Source organism: Roseicella aerolata (assembly GCF_020523605.1).
GTDB lineage: Bacteria > Pseudomonadota > Alphaproteobacteria > Acetobacterales > Acetobacteraceae > Paracraurococcus > Paracraurococcus aerolatus.
In genome coordinates this window covers 116,625-136,411 of sequence record NZ_JAJAQI010000010.1, presented here as the reverse complement: position 1 = coordinate 136,411, position 19,787 = coordinate 116,625, and the positions used below count along the sequence as shown (strand labels likewise).

Below are 19,787 nucleotides of genomic sequence, written 5' to 3'. Positions count from 1 at the left end.
CGCGATCCGCCCTACCAGCCCGCGAGCGCGCGGACCTCTGCCGGGCTGCGTCCCGCCTCCCGCAGCGCCCGGAGGGTCGGCGCGTTATCCCGCTTGGCCAGCCGCCTGCCATCCGGGCCCAGCAGCAGCGGGTGGTGCGCATAGGCCGGCTCCGGCCAGCCCAGCAGCGCCTGCAGCAGCCGGTGGAGATGGGTGGCGGGCTTCAGGTCGGCGCCGCGAGTCACCAGCGTCACCCCCTGCAGCGCGTCGTCATGGGTGACGCAGAGATGGTAGCTGGCCGGTACGTCCTTCCGCGCCAGCACCACATCGCCGAATTGCGCGGGATCGCAGCGCAGCCGCCCCTCGCCCAGCTCGTGGAAGGAGAGGCCGGGCGGCGCCGCCGCCATCGCCGCCGCCATGTCGAGGCGAAGCGCATAGGGCTCGCCGGCCGCCAGGCGGTCCACACGCGCCGCGGCGGAGAGGCGCCGGCAGGTGCCGGGATAGAGCGGCCCGTCCGGCCCGTGCGGGGCGTGGCCGGCGGCCGCCACCTCCCGCTGGATGTCGGCGCGGGTGCAGAAGCAGGGATAGAGCAGGCCGCGCGCCGCCAGCCGGTCCAGCGCCTGGCGGTAGTCCGGCATGTGCCGGGACTGGACCCGCGCCGGGCCCTCCCAGGCGAGGCCGAGCCAGGCGAGGTCCTCCCCGATCGCCGCGGCATAGTCCGGCCGGCAGCGGGTGCTATCGATATCCTCCAGCCGCAGCAGGAACCGCCCGCCCGCCGCCCCGGCCAGCGCCGCGGCGAACAGCGCGGAATGGGCGTGGCCGAGATGCAGGTAGCCGGTCGGGCTCGGCGCGAAGCGCGTAACGGCGCCGCGCGGCAGGTGCGGCAGCAGGTGACGCAGGCGTGCAATTGCTGGCATCGGTCCCGGCGCGTAGCGGCAGACGGACAGCAGGAGCAAGACGCATGGCACGACTCGACGGACCGCGCTTCGGCCCCAGGACGGGCGGCCCCGCCCGGCAACTGGTCGTGCTGCTGCACGGCCTGGGCGCCGACGGGTCGGACCTGATCGCGCTGGCGCCGCACTGGGCCGAGGCCCTGCCGCATGCCGCCTTCGTGGCGCCCGATGCGTCGGAGGCCTGCGACATGGGTCCCTATGGCCGGCAGTGGTTCAGCCTGCAGGACCGGCGCCCGGCCTTGATGGCGGCCGGCGCGCGGGCGGCGCGGGAGGGGCTGGAGGCCTTCCTGGAGGCAGAGCTGGCGCGGCTGGGCCTGCCCGGCTCGGCCCTGGCGCTGGCCGGGTTCAGCCAGGGCTGCATGATGGCGCTCTTCACCGGGCTGCGCCGGGCCACCCCGCCGGCGGCCATCCTCGGCTATTCCGGCGCGCTGCTGGCGCCGGAGGCGCTGGCGGCCGAGATCACCGGCCGCCCGCCGGTGCTGCTGGTGCATGGCGAGGCGGATGACATCGTGCCGGTGCAGGCGACGCGCATGGCCGAATCGGCGCTGCGCGAGGCCGGGGTGCCGGTGGAGGCGATCTACCGCCCGGGCCTCGCCCATGGGATCGACGAGGCGGGGCTGGCGGCCGGGCTCCGCACGCTGCAGGCGGGTTTCGGTGCGGCGCCGGACGCATGACGAAGCCATGAAAACCGCCCCCCTCCGGGCGGCATGCCTTGCACGGTGCGGCCAGCAGGGGCAGGATGCGGGAGAACACGGCGGTGCCACAGGATATGGGGCCCAAACCTTGTTACGGGCCCCATGGGTAGCTGGCACCGCCCCGGATAGGAGCGGCGCTTGCCTGACGGCGGTAGCTTCATCGGTGGCCAGACCTTCCCGGCCCTCGTGCTGAACGCGGATTTCCGCCCGCTCTCCTATTTCCCGTTGTCGATCTGGTCCTGGCAGGATGCGGTGAAGGCCGTGTTCCTCGACCGCGTTTCCGTGCTGAACGAGTACGAGGCGGTGGTGCATTCGCCCACCCTGTCCATGCGGCTGCCGAGCGTGATCGCGCTGAAGGAATACATCCCGGCGGCGCGGCGGCCGGCCTTCACCCGGTTCAACGTGTTCCTGCGTGACCGCTTCGAATGCCAGTATTGCGGCGAGGGGCGGCCGACCCACGACCTGACCTTCGACCACGTGATCCCGCGCAGCCGCGGCGGCCGGACCACCTGGGAGAATGTCTGCACCGCCTGCGGCCCCTGCAACCTGCGCAAGGGGAACAAGCTGCCGCGGGAATGCCACATGCATCCCCGCCAGAGCCCGCGCCAGCCGACGAGCTGGGAGCTGCAGGAGAATGGCCGGGCCTTCCCGCCGAACTACCTGCATGAGAGCTGGCGGGACTACCTGTACTGGGATTCCGAGCTGGAGAGCTGAGGGCGGGCATGGAGGCGACGCGGATGCCCTTGCTCCGTAGATGGCAACCCATCGCGGTCGGCGCTCCGTTCTGACCACATTCCGCCGTGGCCGCGCTCCGTTGCCTCGCCATCATGGCTGGGCAGCGGCCTGCTTGAGGACTCGGCCCCGCCGGCTCCCCTGGCCAGGCCGGGTAAAGGCGCGGGCCGGCTCCGCGGCCGGCTGCCCCCGGGTGGCGTGCAGATCAGACCGGAATGCCAGCCCGCCACAAGCCGGGCCGGGGCGGCAGGGGTGCGCGCGGCTCTTCGCCTCCTCGGTGGTCTGTGATCGAGCGGGTCACCGGTGCACCGTCGGCCATACCGGCGGCCTTCCCGCGAAGACCTCCCGCAGCCAGCCGGCCGCCTCCGCCATCGCGGCGGTCGCGCGGTCCACCTTGCCGCACCAGAAATAGAAGCCGTGGTTCAGCCCCAGCCAGCGCGTGCAGGACACCGGCACGCCGGCCGCGCGGAGCCTCTCGGCATAGGCTTCGCCCTCGTCGCGCAGCGGGTCGTATTCGGCGGTGGTGACGAGCGCGGGCGGCAGGCCGGCATGGCTCGCGGCATGGATCGGCGCGGCATGCGGATGGGAGACGGTGCCGCCCGGATCGGGCATGTAATGGCCCCAGAACCACTCCATGGTGGCGCGGGTCAGGCCATAGCCCTCGGCATTCTCGGCATAGGAGGGGTGCCCGGGCGTGTGCCAGTCGGTCACGGGATAGAGCAGCATCTGGCCGAGGACCTTCGGCCCGCCCTCGTCCCGCAGGCGCAGCGCGGTTACCGCGGCCAGGTTGCCGCCGGCGCTGCCCCCGCCGATGACGACCCGCGCCGGATCGGCGCCGAGTTCGGCAGCGTGGTCCGCGCACCAGCGGGTGGCCAGCAGGCAGTCCTCCGGCGCCGCCGGGAAGGGATGCTCCGGCGCCAGCCGGTAATCCACCGAGGCGACGACGCAGCCCGCGCCGGCGCAGAGGTTGCGGCAGATGCCGTCATGCGTCTCGAGGCTGCAGAGCACGAAGCCGCTGCCATGGAAGAAGACCAGCAGCGGAAAGGGCCCCCGCCCTTCCGGCGTGTAGAGGCGGAGCCGGAGGGGTGCGCCGGTCGGGCCGGGGATGTCGCGCTCCTCGACGCGCGCCACCTTCGCGGGTGGCGCCATGGCGGCGATGCGGGCCTCGTACTGCGCCCGGGCCTCGGGCACGGAGAGCGTCTCGGTGCGCGGCAGGTGGCGGCCGGCCTCGAGCAGCGCCTGGATCTGCGGGTCCACGGGCATCGGCGTCCCTCCTCCCCTCTCTTGGGCGGCGAGGGTGGCGCGGCCCGCGGCGGCGGGCAACCCGGCGCCGGGGCGGTGGAGGGCGCCGGCCGCCACCGCGCCGGGCCCGCCCGACGCGCCGGGTGACGCGCGCCCGGCGGTCCGGCGCTGTTCGGGCCGCCCGATGACGCCGCCCGGCCGGGTCGGCCCGGCTGCGCCTTGCCCTACCGCGCCTTCACCGGCCGCCGGCCGTGGCTGTCCTGCGGCACGCCCTTGCCGAGCGACATGTGGCTGTGCACGCCGACCCAGCGCCCGTCCGGCTGCCTTGCCAGGACGATGGTCGCCCGGCCCGGCCGCGGGAAGGGCGTGCCGTCCGGATGGAAGCCGGTGCTGGTCCAGGGGGTGATGGCCACCGCCATGGCGTCATCCGGTGAGGCCAGCACCAGGGTGTTGTCGAGATCGAAGGTGAAGTCGGCGGTGCGTGGCCAGACATTGTCCCACTGGCTGTCGGTCCAGGCCTGGCGGCTCTTCACCAACTCCTGGTAGGTGCCGAAGATGACGATGTCGTCGTGCCAGAAGGGATAGGCGCCGGCATAGTCCACCGCCCGCACCCTTGCCGCGAAATCGGCCAGCCAGGCCTTGATGGCGGCGCTGGTGGCGGCATCGGCTTCCGGAAGGGGGAGATTCGGCATGGCGCGGGGTCCTGCTGGGCCATGCCATGCCGGCGGAAAGCGGCAGCCGGGTCAAGCCCGCGCCGCGCGCCGCTACACCCGTTCGCTCACCTTGATCGCCACCTTGCAGCCGGCCTTGATCGCGGCGCTCAGCAGCCGGTAGGCGGGGGCCTGCTCGGCCTCGTGCTCCAGGCCGATGTCGCGGTGCTCCAGCTCCTCGGCGCGGAACTGCTCGACATGGCCGCGCAGCGTGGCCTCGTCCTCGCCCAGCGCCCGTTCCTGCGCCGCATAATGCTCGTCGATCGCCTCCTCCACCGCGACGGTGCAGGCCATGGCGGCGCGGTGGCCGAGCAGCGCCGTCGCGGCGCCCAGCGCGAAGCCCGCCACATGCCAGACCGGCAGCAGCGCCGTCGGCCGCACCCGCCGCTCGGCGATCAGCCTCGAGAATGTGTCGAGATGCACCTGCTCCTGCGCCTGCATGTGGCGGATCAGCCCTTCCCATTTCGTGCCGCGCAGCACGGCGAGCTGGCCCTGGTAGATGCGCTTGGCACCGTACTCGCCGGCGTGGTCCACGCGGATAACGCGCTCCACAATCTGGCGCGGGGTGGGGTCGCCGGGCAGGCGTCCCTCGCCCGTCATTCTCTGGCCGGTCCTGCGGGTCATGCCTTTGCTCCTCTGCGCATCCAGATGAGGCCGAGCGCCGAAAGGCCAAGCGCATAGAGGGTGTTCATCGCCGCCATGGAGACCGGCAGGCCGGGGATCAGATAGGCCGGCGCGTCGCAGGGCTTGGAGGGCGCGGCCTGCAGGGAGCGCAGCATGTCCTCGACGCTGCCGCCCATGGATTGCGGCACCTGGCAGCCCGCAAGCGGAGAGGGCCACCAGCCCTGCTCCACCCCGAAATGGAAGACGCCGATGGCACCGGAGGCGAGCACGGCGAGGACGGCGAGTGGCCCCAGCCAGCCCCGCCCGCGCGGCCAGAGCGCCGCCCCGAGGGCCAGCCCCGCCGCCACCCAATAGGGCCAGCGCTGCCACAGGCAGAGCTCGCAGGGGGCGAGGCCGAAGAGGTCCTCGCTGGCGCGGGCGAAGAGCGGCGCGGCGGCCGAGAGGGCTGCCAGGATCAGCATCGGAGCCATGCGCCTTTCTGCGCCGGGGGGCCCATCCCGCGCAACCCGCCGCCCCGGTTGGGGCAGGCCCGTGGGCGGTGCTACAGCGGATTGCGTTCAGAACTGAACGCAATCCGCTGTAGCTCCTTGTTTTCCGAGCAGATTCACGCCTTCGGTCGTTCACGGCCGCCGGCGATCTGCTCTAGGCTGCCCCCGATACGGAAGGGGATGCGCCATGCTGAAGATCTGGGGCCGCGCCAGTTCGAGCAATGTGATGAAGGTGCTCTGGCTCTGCGAGGAGCTGTCGATCCCCCATGAGCGGATCGATGCCGGCGGCGAGTACGGGAAGACGAAGGAGCCCTTCTACCTCGCGATGAACCCGAACAGCCGGGTCCCGACCATCGAGGAGCCGGACGGCTATTCCCTGTGGGAGAGCAACTCCATCCTCCGCTACCTGGTGGCGGCCCGGAAGCCGGGCGATCCCATCCACCCGACCGCGCCCAGGGCCCGCGCCGATGTCGAGCGCTGGATGGACTGGCAGCTCGCCAGCCTCAACGGGCCGATGACGACGATCTTCTTCACCTATGTCCGCATCCCGGAGGCACAGCGCGACCTGGCCGCGGCGGCGAAGGCGCGCGACGAGGCGGAGGCACTCTGGACGATCGTCGACCGGCAGCTGGCGGGGCGGGATTATGTCGCGGGCGGCTTCTCGCTGGCCGATATCGCGCTCGGCCCCTGGCTGCACCGCTGGTTCGCCCTGCCCATCCAGCGCGCCGCGCTGCCGAACCTGGAAGCCTGGTACGAGCGGCTGAAGGCGCAGCACCCGGGCTATGCGGCGCATGTCGCCGTGCCGATGGTCTGACCCATGCCGAAGCTGCTGACCGTCTGGGGACGGGCCAACTCCGTCAATGTCATGAAGGTGCTGTGGCTGCTGGACGAGCTGGCCCTGCCCTTCGACCGGATCGATGCCGGCGGCGCCTTCGGCCGCACGCGGGATGCCGACTACGCCGCGATGAACCCGAATGCGACCGTGCCGACCCTGGTCATGCCGCATGGCTACACCCTGTGGGAGAGCCACGCGATCCTCCGCTATCTCTGCCGCACCCAGCCGGGCGGCAACACCTTCTACCCGGAGGCGCCCGAGGCCCGCGCCGATGTCGAGCGCTGGATGGACTGGACGCTCGCCTCGCTCAACGAGCCGATGCGGGTGATCTTCTGGACGCTGGTCAGGACGCCGGAGGCCGAGCGCGACATGGCCGCCTGCGCGAAGGCGCGCGATGCCGCCGAGCGGCTGTGGCGCATCATCGAGGCGCAACTGGCGGAACGCGACCATGTCGCAGGGCCGTTCAGCATCGCCGACATGGCCCTCGGTGGCTTCCTGCACCGCTGGTTCGCGCTGCCGATCGAGCGGCCGGACCTGCCGCGGCTGCGGGGCTGGTATGAGCGGCTGCTGGCGCGGCCGGCCTATGCGAAGCATGTGGCGGTGCCGCTGAGCTGAGGCACCGCCTCTCCCCGCTGCGCCTGCGGCATTGGGGAGCCTGCACCCATTCTTCGAAGCTGGCCCGCGTCTCCATCTCCGGTGCCAGCCGAACTCCGACCGGTCCAGGCCAGGTTCTGGCCTGGTGGGGGGCTTGGGGGGCAAGGCCCCCCAACCATCACGCGTCGTTCGCCCCCTCCAGCCGGCTGAGGAATTCCCGGCACCAGGCCCGCGCGCCATCCCGGCGCACGGAGACGATGCACTCCTCCCAGCGCGCCTTCCGCTCCGCCGGCTTCATGGTCAGCGCCTGGTCCAGCGCCTCGGCGATCTCGTCCGGATCGAGCGGGTTCACCAGCAGCGCGCCGGGCAATTGCGCGACGGCGCCGGCGAAGCGCGACAGCACGAGCACGCCGGGATCCTCCGGATCCTGCGCCGCGACATATTCCTTCGCCACCAGGTTCATGCCGTCGCGCAGCGGGGTCACCAGCCCGACGCGCGCCATGCGCATGAAGCCGGCCAGCACCGGCCGCGCCACCGCCCGCGTCATGTAGCGCAGCGGCGCCCAGTCCGGCTCGGCATGCTGGCCGTTGATGCGGCCGACCCACTCGTCGAGTTCCCGCCGCAGGGCACGGTACTGCGCCACGTCGCCGCGGGAGACGGGGGCGACCTGCAGGTAGGTGACCTTCGACCGGTGCGTCTTGAAGCGCGCCAGCAACTGGCCATAGCCGCAGAAGCGCTGCGGCAGGCCCTTGGTGTAGTCCAGGCGGTCGACGCCGATGATCAGCGCGCGGTCCACCAGGGACTGGCGGAAGCGCTCCGTCTCCCGCTTGCCGATGGCCTTCTCCGCCAGGGTGGTGAAGGCCTCCGCCTCGATGCCGATCGGGAAGGCATGGACGCGTGCCGCGGCTTCCTCCTGCCCCACCCCGGCCAGGGCCGCGCGGAGGTTGACGGCGTCGTCCTCGGTCTGCACGCCGATCACGTCATAGGCCGCAAGATCGGTCAGCAATTCCGCCGCCCGCGGCAGGGCGCAGAACAGCCCGGCCGGCGGGAAGGGCACATGCAGGAAAAAGCCGATCCGCTGCCGGCAGCCCAGCGCGCGCAGCGCCGCCCCCACCGGGAAGAGGTGGAAGTCATGCGCCCAGATCGTGTCGTCCGGCCGCAGCATGGGCGCCAGCGCCGCGGCGAAGGCAGCGTTCACCGCGCGGTAGCCGGCATGGTCCTCCCGCGCGAAGACCGCGAGCCCGAGCCGGTAATGCAGGGTCGGCCAGAGCGAGCCATTGGAGAAGCCGAGGTAGTAGCGCCGGTGATCCTCCCGCCCCAGGTCGAGGGTGGCGTAGGTGATCCGGCCGATCCGCGTCTCCACCGGATCGGCCGCGGTCGCCTCGGCGATCTGGCCGGACCAGCCGAACCACAGGGCCTCGCGCTTGGCCAGGGCGTCCTTCAGCGCGACGGCGAGGCCGCCCGCTGTGGCGCCGCGCTCCCCGGGGTTGGGGACGCGGTTGGCGACGATGACCAGGCGGTTCACGGGGTGGTGCCGGCGGGTCCGGGCGGGGCGGCGGCCTGGGCCAGCCAGTCCCGCAACACGGCGGGGCTGCCGAAGGCATCCTGCAGCCTGAGGCCGTGGCCGCCGAGGCGGCGGGCCACCTCCATCCCTTCCTCATCGGTCACGTCATCGCCGATGAAGACCGGCACCCGCCCCTCGAAGGGTGGGCGGGCCATCAGGGCGCTGACCGCGGTGCCCTTGGAGGCGCCGCGCGGCCGCACCTCCCAGGCCATGCGCGCCTCCAGCAGGGTGAAGGCCTCGGGGTTCTCGGCGATCAGGGAGGCGAGCAGCGCCTGCGCCTCCGGCCCCGCATCGGGCGCCTGGCGGTAGTGGAAGACGAAGCCGTGCTCCTTGTCCTCGATCAGCGCGCCGGGGTGGCGCCCGGCCAGCTCGGCGGCACGCGCGCGCCAGGCGGCGGGCGCGTGCGGGAGGCGGGGATCGAGGGCGGGCGCCAGCGGGTCGGGGCGGAGCGAGGCGCCGTGGTCGCCCGCCATGGCGATCGGCACCGGCAGGAAGTGGTCGAGGTCGCGCAGCGGCCGGCCGCTGACGACGGCCAGCGCGCCGGAGAGCTCATCGGCCAGCCGGTGCAGAAGGCCCGGCAGCTCGGGAGGCACGCGCACGGCATCCGGCCGTGCGGCGATCTCCACCAGGGTGCCATCGAAGTCGAGGAGCAGCGCCGCACGCCCGATGGGGCCCAGACCGGGCACGCCAGGGGGCGGCGGCAGGAGAAAGGATCCGGCCATGCCCCCTAGACAAGCCCATGAAGCCGCCGGCGTTGCGTCGCGAGGGCGCGAGGTCTGCTACTGTGGCCGCCGGGCCCTGGCCGGCTCGGGGTGGCGCAGGCCCCAAAGGGCGAAGGCGGGCGGCAGGACGCCGACGATCAGCCAGTGCACCAGCGCCGCCTGGCGGCCGAAGAACCCGGAGTCCCACAGGACAACGCAGGCGATCTGCACCAGCAGCATCCAGATCACGGCGGCGGCCAGGGCGCGCTGCTCGGCGCGCGCCTGCTGCCGGGAGGCTTCCCGCATGCGCGGCTTCCCTTCAGAGTGGGGTCGGGCGAAGCGGCCGCCCGGCAGGGCGGCTCGCGGCAGACAATACACGCATCCGTGAAGAACGCACACGAAAAAGGGAGGCCGACCATGCCCGACGATTCCCCACTGCCGGCTGCCGGCACCCGCACCACGGTCCGCCATGCCGAGGGGGCAAGCTTCGATGCCGGCCTCCGGGCCTTCTTCGCCTATCGCGACCTCGGCATCGCGGAGGCCACGGGCGGCAGCTACGGGGCCAATGTCATCCGCGCCGTGCCCGGGACCCATGCCCAGCCGCACTGGCACTGGCATGAACTGACCTTCCAGATGGTCTTCATCCTGAAGGGCTGGGTGCGGTTCGAATACGAGGATATCGGCGAGGTGCTGCTGAAACCGGGCGACTGCGTCTACCAGGCGCCGCGGGTGAAGCACCGGGAGATCGAGCACTCGGACGATCTGGAACTGGTCGAGATCACCGCCCCGGCCGAGTTCGAGACCCATTCGGCGGAGTGACGGGGTGCTGGACCCCCGGCAGGCCACGGGCTAGATCAGGCGCCGTGGCCCCTGTGGCGGAACGGTAGACGCAGGCGACTCAAAATCGCTCGCCCGAGAGGGTGTGGGAGTTCGAATCTCCCCGGGGGCACCACCGCCGCATCTGCCGGATGGAAACCTCGATCAGCGCTCCGGCGGCAGGCGCGAGGAATGATGGTCGGCGATTCGCCAGGCGCCATCCGCCCCGCGCAGCATGGCCATGCTGAACCGCGACGGCTCCTGCGCCTCGGTCCCGTCCGCCCGCTGCCGGCGGAAGCTATAGTGGCCGGAGGCAAGGGCGACGCCCTGCGCTACCTCCCGCACCGCATGCTCGCCGAAGCTGACGGAGATGGCGGTCGCCCCCGGCCGGACGCGGCCGAAATAGGCGGCGATCGCGGCGCGACCGACGGTCTGCTCCCGGCTGGTGCTGCCCCAGAGCCGGGCATCCTCCGTATAGAGCGCCGCGCAGCGCGGACCGTCGTTGCTGGCATAGGCCTCCGCCCAGGCCCGCAGCAGCCCGGCGGGATCGGCCGGCTGCCCGGCGGCGGGCAGCGCGAACGGGACCAGCGCTGCCAGGAACAGTCTGCGGCGTGGCATGGGATGCCTCCCTCGACCATGCCTTGGTGCCAGATCCGGGTGCAGGGGAGCGGACACAAGGACGGGCGGCGCGGGCCGCAGCCGGGCCCCGCCGCACCCGGGCCAGGGGCGGCCGGGACCGGCCCCGATGCGTCTCCCGCCCCGGTCGTACCGGCGCTGGACAAGCGCCCCGGTTCGGGCGAAAGACCCGCCTCTCACCGTTCACCCCGGAGATTCGCCATGGCATCGGCGTTCGACCGCATCGCCGACATCATCGCGGAGACGTCCGACGTCCCCCGCGAGAACATCACGCCGGACAGCCATGTGATCAATGATCTGGGCATCGACAGCCTGGACTTCCTCGACATCGTCTTCGCCATCGACAAGGCCTTCGGCATTAAGGTCCCGGTCGAGGCCTGGACGCAGGAGGTCAACAATGGCGAGGCCCCGGCCGAGCAGTATTTCGTCATGAAGAACCTGGCGATGCGGATCGAGGAGCTGGTGGCGGCGAAGGCATCCCCCGGGGCCGCCGGCGGCTGATACCGGGCCGTGCGCCTCGAATACTTCCAGATGATCGACCGGGTGCTCTCGGTCGATCCCGAGGCGATCGCCGCCGAGGCGATCGTCCCCGCCGCCGGGGAAAGCCCGGTCTTCGCGGGACATTTCCCCGGCCACCCGCTGGTGCCGGGCGTCCTGCTGGTCGAGACCATGGCCCAGGCCTCCGGCTACCTGCTGCTGCACCGCTTCGGCTTCGCCCGCATGCCCTTCCTCTCCTCCGTGAAGGAGGCGAAGTTCCGCAGCTTCGTCACCCCGGAGACGCGGCTGGAGGTCTCGGCGCGGCTGGAGCATGACGGTTCCGGCTATGCCGTCACCAAGGCCGGCATCACGGCGGACGGCAAGCGCATCTGCGATGCCGAGCTGACCTTCCGCACCCTCCCCTTCCCCGCCCCGGAGCTGGAGGCGGAGATGCGCGCCCAAGCCGGGCGGATCGGCCTTCCCGGACACTGAAGACATGACGGACCAGGTCTGGATCACCGGCATCGGCCTCGTCTCCTCGCTGGGCGAGGGACCGGAGGCGCACCGCGCGGCGCTGGCCGGCGGCCAGCCCGTGGTGGATGAAGCGGGCTTCGCGCCCTTCCCCATCCACCCACTGCCCGCGCTGGACCTCGACCGGCAGATCCCGAAGAAGGGCGACCAGCGGCAGATGGAGCCCTGGCAGCGCCTCGGCACCTATGCCGCCGGCCTCGCCATCGACCATGCGGGCGCGCGCGGCCTGGTCTCCGACATGCACCTGATCGTCGCGGCCGGCGGCGGCGAGCGCGACACGGCGCTGGACGAGGCGATCTGCGCCGAGATCGCAGCGCTGCCGCCCGAAGAGGGGGCCAGGCTGCTGAACGAGCGGCTGGCGGGCGGCCTGCGCCCGACCCTGTTCCTCGCCCAGCTCTCCAACCTGCTGGCCGGCAACATCTCCATCGTGCATGGCGTCACCGGCTCCTCCCGCACCTTCATGGGGGAGGAGAGCGCGGCGGCGGATGCGGTGCGGATCGCGGCGGCGCGGCTGACCGAGGGGCGAGCCAAGGGGGGCGCGCACATCGCCCTGGTCGGCGGCGCCTATGTCGCCGGGCGCTGGGACATGCTGCTGCTCTATGCCGCCTCCGGCCAGCTCTGGCGCGGCCCCTGGGCGCCGGTCGCGGCGCGGCAGGCCGCGGGCGGCGGGCTCGTTACCGGCAGCGCCGCGGCCTTCCTGGTGCTGGAGACCGAGAGCCATGCCAGGGCGCGTGGCGCGACGGGGATCGCCCGGCTCGGCCCGGTGCGGACCGCGGCTGCCCGCCGGCGCGGCGCGGACAGTGCCGAGGCCGCCGCGGCGGCGCTGGCGCAGGGCCTGCCGCTCAGGCCAGGCTATGCCGTGATCTCCGGCGCGACCGGCGCCGCGGTGCCGACCGGGGCGGAGGCCGGCTTCCTCGCCGGCCTGCGGGAGGCCGGGCCGGCGCAGGGCCCGGTGCGGCAGACGGCGGACCTGATCGGCCATGCGGTGGAAGCCGCCTTCCCGGCCAATCTGGCGCTTGGCGCTCTGGCGGTGCAGGCCGGCGAGGCGCCGCAGGCCCTGGTCACCGGCTTCGGCGCCTGGCGCGGCGAGGCCCTGGCCCTGATGGAGGCCATCTGACATGACCCAGAGCAATTCGCGCGCCTCCGGCGCGACGCGCGACCATCTCGGGCGGCCCATCGTCGCCGTCACCGGCATCGGCCTGGTCACTCCGCTCGGCATCGGCGTCGAGGAGAGTTGGGCGGGGCTGCTTGCCGGCCGCTCCGGCATCCGCCGCATCACCCGCTTCCCGACCGAGCACCTGAAGACCACCATCGCCGGCCAGGTGGACCTGCCGGAGGAGGCGGGGCACGGGCCCCTCACCTCGCCCGGGCGGGTGGAGCGCATGGCGGCGCTGGCGGCCGAGGAGGCGATCGCCGGCGCCGGCATCGGCAGGAAGGGCGCCTTCCCGGGCCCGCTCTTCCTCGGCATGCCGCCGGTCGAGGTGGAGTGGCCGCAGCGGCTGGACCTGGCGCGCGGCGGCGTGGGCGCGGAGGGCAGCAAATACCCGGCTTTGATCGCCGCGGCGACCGGCCGGACCGAGTTGTTCGAGGGCGCGCTCTTCGGCGGCGTCGGCGAACGGCTCGCCGACCGCTTCGGCACGCGCGGCGCGCCGATCGAGATCACCACCGCCTGCGCGACCGGCGCCTCGGCCATCCAGCTAGGCCTCGAGGCGATCCAGCGCGGCGAGGCGGATGCCGCGCTCTGCCTCGGCGCCGAGGGCAGCGTGCAGCCGGAGGCGCTGATCCGCTTCTCGCTCCTCTCCGCCCTCTCCACGCGCAACGAGGACCCGGCAAGGGCCTCCCGCCCCTTCGAGAAGACCCGCGAGGGCTTCGTAATGAGCGAGGGCGCGGCGGCGCTGGTGCTGGAAAGCCTCGAGAGCGCCCGTGCCCGCGGCGCGACCGTGCTCGGCCTGGTGCTGGGCGCGGGCGAGCGGGCGGACAGCTTCCACCGCACGCGCTCCAACCCGGATGGCGGCGCCATCATCGGCGCCATGCGCGCGGCGATCGCCGATGCGGGCCTCGAGCCGGGGCAGATCGACTATGTCAACGCGCATGGCACCGGCACGCCGGAGAACGACAAGATGGAGACGCTCGGCATGCGCGCCGTCTTCGGCGAAGGCTGCCCGCCCATTTCCTCCAACAAGTCCATGATCGGCCATACCCTCTCGGCCGCCGGTGCGATCGAGGCGGTGTTCAGCCTGCTGACCATCCGCGACCAGCGCCTGCCGCCCACCATCAACCACGAGACGCCCGACCCGGCGATCCCGCTGGACGTGGTGCCGAATGTCGCGCGCGACGCCCGGGTGCAGCGCGTGCTGTCCAACAGCTTCGGCTTCGGCGGGCAGAATGTGTGCCTCGTGCTGGGGGCGGCCGCCTGATGCGCGCGCTTCGGCTGTTCGGGGACCGCGACACGCGCCTGGTCGAGATGGAGCCGCCGCCGCCGCCCGGCCCGGGCGAGGTGCAGCTCCGCATGCGCGCGGTCGCCCTCAATCACATCGATGTCTGGGGCTGGCGCGGCATGGCCTTCGCGAAGCGGCAGATGCCGCTGACCGTGGGCGCCGAGGCGGTGGGCGAGGTCGCGGCGATCGGGCCCGGCGTCGCCGGTTGGCGCCTCGGCCAGCTCGCCGTGCCCTATGGCGCCCTCACCTGCGGCCAGTGCCGCGCCTGCCGGGAGGGGCGCGACAATCTCTGCGAGAAGGTCGCGGGGGTGAAGGGCTTCCATGTCGACGGCTTCGCGCAGGAACTGATGAACCAGGAGGCCCGCCTGCTAGTGCCGGTGCCCGAGGGTATCTCCGTCACCGATGCCGCCTGCGCCGCCATCACCTTCTCGACCGTCGAGCACATGCTGTTCGACAATGCGAGGCTGGAGCCGGGCGAGACCATCCTGATCCAGGCCGCGGGCTCGGGCATCGGCACCGTCGCGGTGAAGATGGCCAAGGCGATAGGCTGCACGGTGATCGCGACCGCCGGCTCGGACGAGAAATGCGCGCAGGCGCGCGCGCTCGGCGCCGACCATGTGGTGAACTACAGCACCGACCGCTTCGAGAGCGTCGCTCGCCGCGTGACGGGGAAGCGTGGCGTCGATGTGGTGTTCGAGCATGTGGGCGCCGCGACCTGGGCGGGCTCCCTGCTCTCGCTGAAGATGGGCGGGCGGCTGGTGACCTGCGGCTCGACCAGCGGCGTCTCGGCCGAGACCAACCTGATGATGGTCTTCCAGCGCCAGCTCCGCATCTTCGGCAGCTTCGGCGCCTCCATGCGCAACATCGCGGACGGGCTGGCGAAGATGGCGGGCGGGCTGACCCCGGTGCTGGACACGGTGACGCCGCTCGATGGCTTCGCCGGGGCGCTGGAGCGGCTGGAGAGCCGGCGCGTCTTCGGCAAGATCGTGGTGACGCTGTAGCCCCGATGGACCTGTCGCGCGCCCCTGCCTCCCCCCTCCCGCGCGGCGCGCAGGGCTGGCGGCCTGTCGCCAAGGCCGCTGCGCCGTGGCGCCGGGCCGGGGTGGACGCGCTTCCGGCGCGCCGCCCCTGACCATGAAGGCCAGGCTGCGCCGCGCGGCGGATGCCTCGGTCGCCGCCCTGGTGCGCGGGCTCTTCACGCTCGTTCGCCTGCTGGGCCCCGACCGCGCGGCGGCGCTCGGCGCCCGGGTCGCGCGCGGCATCGGACCGCGGCTGCGGGTGCACCGCACCGCGCTCGACAACATCCGCCAGGCCTTCCCTGACATGCCGGCTGCCGAGCATGAGCGGATCGCGCGGGAGGCCTGGGACAATCTCGGCCGCACCGCGGCGGAGTATCCGCATCTCGACCGGCTCTGGGATTTCGACGAGGCAGCGACCACGCAGGGGCGCATCCGCATCGCGCCCGAGGTGACGGAACGCTTCCTCGCGCTGCGGGATGACGGCAGGCCGGCGCTGATCTTCGCCGCCCATCTGGCGAATTGGGAATTGCCGGCCATCGCCGCGGCGCGGCATGGCCTGCCGACGGCGGTGCTCTACCGCAGGCCGAACAACCCGCATGTGGCGCGCGACATCGTCACGTTGCGCAGCGGGAGCATGGGGCGGCTGATCCCGGCCGGGATCGAGGCGCCGATCCGGATGATGGAGGCGCTGGACGAGGGCCTGCATGTCGGCATGCTGATCGACCAGCGCTTCGGCCGCGGCCCGCGCGTGCCCTTCCTGGGCCGCCCGGCCTATTCCAACCCCCTGGTCGCGCATCTGGCGCGGCGCTTCGATTGCCCGGTGCATGGCGCGCGGGCGATCCGCGAGCCCGATGGCGGCTTCCGGCTGGAACTGACCGAGGCGATCGAGTTGCCGCGCGACGCCAGGGGCCGGGTGGATGTCGAGGCCGCGACGGCGCTGATGAACCGCATCGTCGAGGGCTGGGTGCGGGAGCATCCGGGGCAGTGGCTGTGGATGCACCGGCGGTGGCGGTGAGGCTGCCCTCGGCCGATCGGGCAGACCCGGGCCGGGTCCAGGGGTCGCCTGCCCCCTGGCGGGGGAGGCTCGGAGGGGGCGGAGCCCCCTCCGATCAGTCGTGCCGGAGAGCTGCTATCGGATCCAGCCCCGCCGCCCGCCTTGCCGGCCAGTAGCCGAAGAACAACCCCGTCGCCGCGCTGACGCCGACCGCCAGCGCCACCGCATCCCATTGCACCAGCACCGGCCAGCCCGCCGCCGCAGCCAGGCCGTGGCTCAGCCCGATCCCCGCCAGCACGCCGACCGCGCCGCCGAGCAGCGCCAGCACCACCGCCTCGATCAGGAATTGCGCGAGGATGTCGCGCCGCCGCGCGCCGATGGCGAGCCGGAGGCCGATCTCCCGCGTCCGCTCCGTCACGCTGACCAGCATGATGTTCATCACCCCGATCCCGCCCACCAGCAGGGACACCGCGGCGACCGAGGCCAGCAGGATGGACAGTGTCCGCGCCGAGGCATCCCTGGTTGCCGCCACCTCCGCCATGTTGCGCAGGATGAAGTCGTCCGGCTCGTTCGGCGCCAGGCGGTGGCGCTGGCGGAGCAATTGCCGCACCTCCTCCTCGGCCGCCGCCATCTCCTCGCCTTCCTCGACCTTCAGGCTGATCCAGGAGACGGCATGCGCCCAGATGCGCCAGGCGCCCATGACGCTGCGCCGCGCCGTCCAGAAGGGGATGACCACCACATCGTCCTGGTCCTGCCCCTGCGGCCCCTGGCCCTTGCGCGCCAGGACTCCGATGACCTCGAAGGGCGTCGCGCGGATGCGGATGGGCTGGCCGACGGGGTCCTCATCGCCGAACAGCGCCTCGGCGACGGTCGCGCCCAGCACCGCCACCTTGCGGGCGCCGCGCGCCTCCTCCGCATTGAAGACCCGGCCGCTCTCGGGCACCCATTCCTGCACGGCGAAGATGTCCGGATCCGCGCCCAGGATGCCGGTGGACCAGTTCATGTTGCCGGCCACCACCTGGTGCTGCTGGCGGATGACGCCGGAGACGCCGGCGAGCAGCGCGACGCCCTCCCGGATCGCCTGGGCGTCCTCCCAGGTCAGGTTCGGCCGCTGCCCGGCGCCGAGGCGCACCGCGCCCTGGTTCACGCTGCCAGGGCTCACCATCAGCAGATTGGCGCCGAGCGCCCGGATCTGCGCCAGCACCTGTTCCCGCGCCCCCGCCCCGACCGCGACGGTGGCGATGACGGCGGCGACGCCGATGAAGATGCCGAGCGCGGTCAGCACCGCCCGCAGCCGGTTGGCGGCGAGGGCGAGCAGGGCGCCGCGCAGCGCCTCGACCAGGTCCATGCCGCCGGTGCCGGGCGGCAGCGGCGGCAGGATGGGCGCGGGCTGCAGCGCCGCCGGGCAGAAGGGCGCGTTCATGCCGCCCGTCCCGCCGCCGGCAGCGCCGCCAGCTCGGCCGCCGCATCGGCGGGCGCCTGCCGCTCGTTCGCGACGAGCCGACCGTCGCGGAAGCGCAGCACCCGCATGGCGTAGCGCGCCACCTCCGCATCATGCGTCACCATCAGGATGGCGACGCCCGAGCGGTTCAGCGCCTGGAACAGCGCCATGATCTCGAGGCCGGTGCGGGTGTCGAGCGCGCCCGTCGGCTCATCCGCCAGCAGCAGGTCCGGCCCGTTGACCAGGGCGCGGGCGATGGCGACGCGCTGCTGCTGCCCACCCGAAAGCTGGGTCGGCCGGTGGTGCAGCCGCGCGCCGAGCCCGACCGCGTCCAGCGCCGCCGCCGCCCTCTCCCGCCGCTGCCGGCGGGGCAGGCCGCGATAGACCATCGGCAGCTCCACATTCGCCATGGCGTCCAGCCGCGGCAGCAGGTGGAAGCTCTGGAAGACGAAGCCGAGCCGGCGGCTGCGCAGCCCGGCCAGCGCATCGGGAGAGAGGCGCGCCACATCCTCCCCCATCAGCCGGTAGATGCCGGAGGTCGGGCGGTCCAGGCAGCCGATCAGGTTCAGGAAGGTGGACTTGCCGGAGCCGGAGGGTCCCATGGCCGCCACCAGCTCGCCCGGCGGGATGCCGAGCGTGACGTCGCTGAGCGCCACCACACTCCCCTCCCCGGCGGCGTAGTGCCGGCTGAGCCCCTCGGTCTCGATCAGCATCAGAAGGGCCGTGCCGCGGCCTGGGCGGGGGCGTTCTGCCGCTCCTGCCCCACCGCCACCGCCTGGCCGGGCGCAAGCGCGCCGGCGAGGATTTCCGTGACATTCCCGTCCGTCGCGCCGGTGCGGACCGGCACCGGGCGCGGCGGCCCCTCCCCGTCCACCACCCAGACCGTGCCCGCGCCGCCGCGGGCGCCGCGCGCCTCGGACAGGCGCAGGCGCTGCTCCGGCGTCAGGATGGCGTTGAGGCGGGCCAGCAGGCGCTGGCGGATCGCCGCCACCTGCTGCTGCCGGCCCTCGGCATGGCGGGGGACCGCCTCGGTCCGCTCGCGCGCCTCGGCCTGGGCGGCGGCGATCTCCGCCTGCTGCGCCGCGGTCAGGTCCGGCATCTCGCGCAGCGCCTGCTCGATCGGGCTGCCGGAGGCGGCGCCCGCCCCCTCCCCGCGCGGCCGCCAGCGCAGCGCGGCATTCGGCACCCGCAGCACATCGGGCCGGTGGTCGGTGACGATGCGCAGCGTCGCGGTCATGCCCGGCAGCAGCCGCCCGCCCGGATTGGGGACGGAGACGACGACGGTATAGGTGACGACATTGCTGATGGTGACGGCGGCCAGCCGGATCTCCTTCACCCGGCCCGGCAGCGTCTCCCCCGGGAAGGCGGCGACGGTGAAGGGCACCTCCTGCCCCGGGCGGATGCGGCCGATATCGGCCTTGTCCACCGTCGCCCAGACCTCCACCTCGTCCAGGCTGGCGGCGATGGTGAAGAGCACCGGCGCCTGGAAGCTGGCCGCCACCGTCTGCCCCAGATCGACGTTGCGGGAGATGACCACGCCGTCGATGGGGGAGCGGATGGTGGCGAAGGAAAGGTCCACCTCCACCTGCCGCAGCTGCGCGATCCGCTGCGCCAGCGCCGCCTCGGCCGCCCGGACCTGGGCGCGGGCGGTGCGCGCCGCCGCCTCGGCCGAGAGGCGCCCGGCTTCCTTCTCCGCCATCTGGGCCCGGGCATTGGCGAGGTCGGCGCGCGCCTTCTCCTGCATGAAGCCGGCCCGGACCGCGTCCCGCACCGCGCCGGTGCCGCCGCGGCGCAGCTCCTCGGTCCGGCGCGCCTCGTAATCGGCATCGCGCAGCGCGGCCTCGTCGCGCGCCGCCCCGGCCTCGGCGGCGCGGAGCTGGGCGACGGCGGAGGCGGCATCGGCCTCCGCCTTCTCGGCCGCGGCGCGCGCCACCAGCACGCCGATCTCGGCCGCCTCCACATCCGCGGCGGCGGCGGCGCGCTTCGCCTCGAGCTGCTGGGTGTCCAGCCGCGCCACGGGCTGGCCGGCCCGGACGCGGGTGTTGAAATCCGCCAGCAGCTCCCGGATCTGGCCGGAAAGCTGGCTGCCGACCGAGACGGTGACCAGCGGGTTGACCGTGCCGGTCGCCGCGACCGCGGCGGTGATGCTGCCCCGGTCCACCACGGCCGTGCGCAGCCGCGGCCCGTCCGGCGCCACCGCCTGGCCGGGCCAGGGCAGGTTCAGCGCCGTGGCGGCCGGCCTGCCGAGCGAGGCCAGCCCGGCTCCGAGGAGAAGGACCGGCAGCAGGAGGAGCAGGACGCGGCGCATGGGGTGCTGC

At 73.3% G+C, this 19,787-nt stretch carries 23 protein-coding genes and 1 tRNA gene; 12 read left to right on the top strand and 12 right to left on the bottom strand.

Annotated elements, in window-relative coordinates:
- Positions 1-11 precede the first annotated feature (11 nt).
- A complete protein-coding gene (gene gluQRS / locus LHA35_RS08950) occupies positions 12-896 on the bottom strand; it encodes a tRNA glutamyl-Q(34) synthetase GluQRS (protein WP_226607215.1) in 885 nt (294 codons plus the stop codon).
- A gap of 44 nt (positions 897-940) precedes the next feature.
- Between gluQRS and LHA35_RS08945 the strand changes: the two genes are divergently transcribed.
- Positions 941-1,606: an alpha/beta hydrolase gene (locus LHA35_RS08945; RefSeq protein ID WP_226607213.1), complete on the top strand. Its 666-nt coding sequence runs from the start codon at positions 941-943 to the stop codon at positions 1,604-1,606.
- A 159-nt stretch (positions 1,607-1,765) separates the two neighbouring features.
- Complete coding sequence (locus LHA35_RS08940) at positions 1,766-2,341, top strand: HNH endonuclease (protein WP_226607210.1); 576 nt, start codon at positions 1,766-1,768, stop codon at positions 2,339-2,341.
- Between the two features lie 315 nt (positions 2,342-2,656).
- On the opposite strand, the gene LHA35_RS08935 is transcribed toward LHA35_RS08940, so the two are convergent.
- The 4 genes from LHA35_RS08935 to LHA35_RS08920 form a co-directional block, all read right to left on the bottom strand.
- Positions 2,657-3,622 (bottom strand): alpha/beta hydrolase, encoded by a 966-nt coding sequence (locus LHA35_RS08935; protein ID WP_226607207.1) that lies wholly within the window; start codon positions 3,620-3,622, stop codon positions 2,657-2,659.
- A 203-nt stretch (positions 3,623-3,825) separates the two neighbouring features.
- Positions 3,826-4,293: a YybH family protein gene (locus LHA35_RS08930; RefSeq protein ID WP_226607205.1), complete on the bottom strand. Its 468-nt coding sequence runs from the start codon at positions 4,291-4,293 to the stop codon at positions 3,826-3,828.
- Between the two features lie 72 nt (positions 4,294-4,365).
- Positions 4,366-4,935 (bottom strand): demethoxyubiquinone hydroxylase family protein, encoded by a 570-nt coding sequence (locus LHA35_RS08925; protein ID WP_226607203.1) that lies wholly within the window; start codon positions 4,933-4,935, stop codon positions 4,366-4,368.
- Positions 4,932-5,405: a disulfide bond formation protein B gene (locus tag LHA35_RS08920; protein ID WP_226607201.1), complete on the bottom strand. Its 474-nt coding sequence runs from the start codon at positions 5,403-5,405 to the stop codon at positions 4,932-4,934. The genes LHA35_RS08925 and LHA35_RS08920 overlap by 4 nt, the downstream gene beginning before the upstream one ends.
- Positions 5,406-5,610: 205 nt before the next feature.
- On the opposite strand from LHA35_RS08920, the gene LHA35_RS08915 reads away from it, so the two are divergent.
- The gene (locus LHA35_RS08915) at positions 5,611-6,237 is read left to right on the top strand and encodes a glutathione S-transferase family protein (RefSeq protein ID WP_226607199.1); all 627 of its coding nucleotides are present in this window, start codon (positions 5,611-5,613) and stop codon (positions 6,235-6,237) included.
- A 3-nt stretch (positions 6,238-6,240) separates the two neighbouring features.
- Positions 6,241-6,873: a glutathione S-transferase family protein gene (locus tag LHA35_RS08910; RefSeq protein ID WP_226607197.1), complete on the top strand. Its 633-nt coding sequence runs from the start codon at positions 6,241-6,243 to the stop codon at positions 6,871-6,873.
- Between the two features lie 157 nt (positions 6,874-7,030).
- On the opposite strand, the gene LHA35_RS08905 is transcribed toward LHA35_RS08910, so the two are convergent.
- The 3 genes from LHA35_RS08905 to LHA35_RS08895 all read right to left on the bottom strand — a co-directional run bounded on the left by LHA35_RS08905 (position 7,031) and on the right by LHA35_RS08895 (position 9,423).
- On the bottom strand, positions 7,031-8,377 hold the full coding sequence (locus tag LHA35_RS08905; protein ID WP_226607196.1) for an alpha,alpha-trehalose-phosphate synthase (UDP-forming): 1,347 nt from the start codon (positions 8,375-8,377) through the stop codon (positions 7,031-7,033).
- Complete coding sequence (gene otsB, locus LHA35_RS08900) at positions 8,374-9,102, bottom strand: trehalose-phosphatase (RefSeq protein ID WP_226607192.1); 729 nt, start codon at positions 9,100-9,102, stop codon at positions 8,374-8,376. The genes LHA35_RS08905 and otsB overlap by 4 nt, the downstream gene beginning before the upstream one ends.
- Positions 9,103-9,195: 93 nt before the next feature.
- Positions 9,196-9,423 carry a hypothetical protein gene (locus LHA35_RS08895; RefSeq protein WP_226607190.1) on the bottom strand — a complete coding sequence of 76 codons (228 nt, stop codon included), beginning with the start codon at positions 9,421-9,423 and terminating at the stop codon, positions 9,196-9,198.
- A gap of 111 nt (positions 9,424-9,534) precedes the next feature.
- Between LHA35_RS08895 and LHA35_RS08890 the strand changes: the two genes are divergently transcribed.
- Positions 9,535-9,936 carry a cupin domain-containing protein gene (locus tag LHA35_RS08890; RefSeq protein ID WP_226607187.1) on the top strand — a complete coding sequence of 134 codons (402 nt, stop codon included), beginning with the start codon at positions 9,535-9,537 and terminating at the stop codon, positions 9,934-9,936.
- Positions 9,937-9,983: 47 nt separating this feature from the next.
- A tRNA-Leu gene (locus LHA35_RS08885) sits at positions 9,984-10,069 on the top strand.
- Positions 10,070-10,098: 29 nt separating this feature from the next.
- Here the strand turns inward: LHA35_RS08885 and LHA35_RS08880 are convergent.
- Complete coding sequence (locus LHA35_RS08880) at positions 10,099-10,551, bottom strand: SgcJ/EcaC family oxidoreductase (protein WP_226607185.1); 453 nt, start codon at positions 10,549-10,551, stop codon at positions 10,099-10,101.
- A gap of 219 nt (positions 10,552-10,770) precedes the next feature.
- On the opposite strand from LHA35_RS08880, the gene LHA35_RS08875 reads away from it, so the two are divergent.
- The 6 genes from LHA35_RS08875 (at position 10,771) to LHA35_RS08850 (ending at position 16,049) form a co-directional block, all read left to right on the top strand.
- Positions 10,771-11,070 (top strand): acyl carrier protein, encoded by a 300-nt coding sequence (locus LHA35_RS08875; protein ID WP_226607183.1) that lies wholly within the window; start codon positions 10,771-10,773, stop codon positions 11,068-11,070.
- Between the two features lie 9 nt (positions 11,071-11,079).
- Positions 11,080-11,538 (top strand): 3-hydroxyacyl-ACP dehydratase FabZ family protein, encoded by a 459-nt coding sequence (locus LHA35_RS08870; RefSeq protein ID WP_226607181.1) that lies wholly within the window; start codon positions 11,080-11,082, stop codon positions 11,536-11,538.
- A gap of 4 nt (positions 11,539-11,542) precedes the next feature.
- Complete coding sequence (locus LHA35_RS08865) at positions 11,543-12,694, top strand: beta-ketoacyl-ACP synthase (protein WP_226607180.1); 1,152 nt, start codon at positions 11,543-11,545, stop codon at positions 12,692-12,694.
- A 1-nt stretch (position 12,695) separates the two neighbouring features.
- Positions 12,696-13,994 carry a beta-ketoacyl-ACP synthase gene (locus tag LHA35_RS08860; protein ID WP_226607177.1) on the top strand — a complete coding sequence of 433 codons (1,299 nt, stop codon included), beginning with the start codon at positions 12,696-12,698 and terminating at the stop codon, positions 13,992-13,994.
- Entirely contained in the window at positions 13,994-15,016 is a 1,023-nt protein-coding gene (locus LHA35_RS08855; RefSeq protein ID WP_226607174.1) for a zinc-binding dehydrogenase, read from the top strand. The genes LHA35_RS08860 and LHA35_RS08855 overlap by 1 nt, the downstream gene beginning before the upstream one ends.
- 133 nt (positions 15,017-15,149) lie before the next feature.
- The gene (locus LHA35_RS08850; RefSeq protein WP_226607172.1) at positions 15,150-16,049 is read left to right on the top strand and encodes a lipid A biosynthesis lauroyl acyltransferase; all 900 of its coding nucleotides are present in this window, start codon (positions 15,150-15,152) and stop codon (positions 16,047-16,049) included.
- 94 nt (positions 16,050-16,143) lie between these two features.
- On the opposite strand, the gene LHA35_RS08845 is transcribed toward LHA35_RS08850, so the two are convergent.
- The 3 genes from LHA35_RS08845 to LHA35_RS08835 are packed head-to-tail and all read right to left on the bottom strand — an operon-like array spanning position 16,144 to position 19,777.
- The gene (locus tag LHA35_RS08845) at positions 16,144-17,451 is read right to left on the bottom strand and encodes an ABC transporter permease (protein ID WP_226607169.1); all 1,308 of its coding nucleotides are present in this window, start codon (positions 17,449-17,451) and stop codon (positions 16,144-16,146) included.
- Positions 17,448-18,182 carry an ABC transporter ATP-binding protein gene (locus LHA35_RS08840; RefSeq protein ID WP_226607166.1) on the bottom strand — a complete coding sequence of 245 codons (735 nt, stop codon included), beginning with the start codon at positions 18,180-18,182 and terminating at the stop codon, positions 17,448-17,450. The genes LHA35_RS08845 and LHA35_RS08840 overlap by 4 nt, the downstream gene beginning before the upstream one ends.
- A complete protein-coding gene (locus tag LHA35_RS08835) occupies positions 18,182-19,777 on the bottom strand; it encodes an efflux RND transporter periplasmic adaptor subunit (RefSeq protein WP_226607163.1) in 1,596 nt (531 codons plus the stop codon). The genes LHA35_RS08840 and LHA35_RS08835 overlap by 1 nt, the downstream gene beginning before the upstream one ends.
- Positions 19,778-19,787: the final 10 nt, after the last annotated feature.

Bases quoted from the DNA above. Each gene is read 5' to 3' on its own strand.
- gluQRS (WP_226607215.1), bottom strand. From the start codon at position 896: ATGCCAGCAATTGCACGCCTGCGTCACCTGCTGCCGCACCTGCCGCGC.
- LHA35_RS08945 (WP_226607213.1), top strand. From the start codon at position 941: ATGGCACGACTCGACGGACCGCGCTTCGGCCCCAGGACGGGCGGCCCC.
- LHA35_RS08935 (WP_226607207.1), bottom strand. From the start codon at position 3,622: ATGCCCGTGGACCCGCAGATCCAGGCGCTGCTCGAGGCCGGCCGCCAC.
- LHA35_RS08930 (WP_226607205.1), bottom strand. From the start codon at position 4,293: ATGCCGAATCTCCCCCTTCCGGAAGCCGATGCCGCCACCAGCGCCGCC.
- LHA35_RS08925 (WP_226607203.1), bottom strand. From the start codon at position 4,935: ATGACCCGCAGGACCGGCCAGAGAATGACGGGCGAGGGACGCCTGCCC.
- LHA35_RS08920 (WP_226607201.1), bottom strand. From the start codon at position 5,405: ATGGCTCCGATGCTGATCCTGGCAGCCCTCTCGGCCGCCGCGCCGCTC.
- LHA35_RS08915 (WP_226607199.1), top strand. From the start codon at position 5,611: ATGCTGAAGATCTGGGGCCGCGCCAGTTCGAGCAATGTGATGAAGGTG.
- LHA35_RS08910 (WP_226607197.1), top strand. From the start codon at position 6,241: ATGCCGAAGCTGCTGACCGTCTGGGGACGGGCCAACTCCGTCAATGTC.
- LHA35_RS08895 (WP_226607190.1), bottom strand. From the start codon at position 9,423: ATGCGGGAAGCCTCCCGGCAGCAGGCGCGCGCCGAGCAGCGCGCCCTG.
- LHA35_RS08890 (WP_226607187.1), top strand. From the start codon at position 9,535: ATGCCCGACGATTCCCCACTGCCGGCTGCCGGCACCCGCACCACGGTC.
- LHA35_RS08880 (WP_226607185.1), bottom strand. From the start codon at position 10,551: ATGCCACGCCGCAGACTGTTCCTGGCAGCGCTGGTCCCGTTCGCGCTG.
- LHA35_RS08875 (WP_226607183.1), top strand. From the start codon at position 10,771: ATGGCATCGGCGTTCGACCGCATCGCCGACATCATCGCGGAGACGTCC.
- LHA35_RS08865 (WP_226607180.1), top strand. From the start codon at position 11,543: ATGACGGACCAGGTCTGGATCACCGGCATCGGCCTCGTCTCCTCGCTG.
- LHA35_RS08860 (WP_226607177.1), top strand. From the start codon at position 12,696: ATGACCCAGAGCAATTCGCGCGCCTCCGGCGCGACGCGCGACCATCTC.
- LHA35_RS08855 (WP_226607174.1), top strand. From the start codon at position 13,994: ATGCGCGCGCTTCGGCTGTTCGGGGACCGCGACACGCGCCTGGTCGAG.
- LHA35_RS08850 (WP_226607172.1), top strand. From the start codon at position 15,150: ATGAAGGCCAGGCTGCGCCGCGCGGCGGATGCCTCGGTCGCCGCCCTG.
- LHA35_RS08845 (WP_226607169.1), bottom strand. From the start codon at position 17,451: ATGAACGCGCCCTTCTGCCCGGCGGCGCTGCAGCCCGCGCCCATCCTG.
- LHA35_RS08840 (WP_226607166.1), bottom strand. From the start codon at position 18,182: ATGCTGATCGAGACCGAGGGGCTCAGCCGGCACTACGCCGCCGGGGAG.
- LHA35_RS08835 (WP_226607163.1), bottom strand. From the start codon at position 19,777: ATGCGCCGCGTCCTGCTCCTCCTGCTGCCGGTCCTTCTCCTCGGAGCC.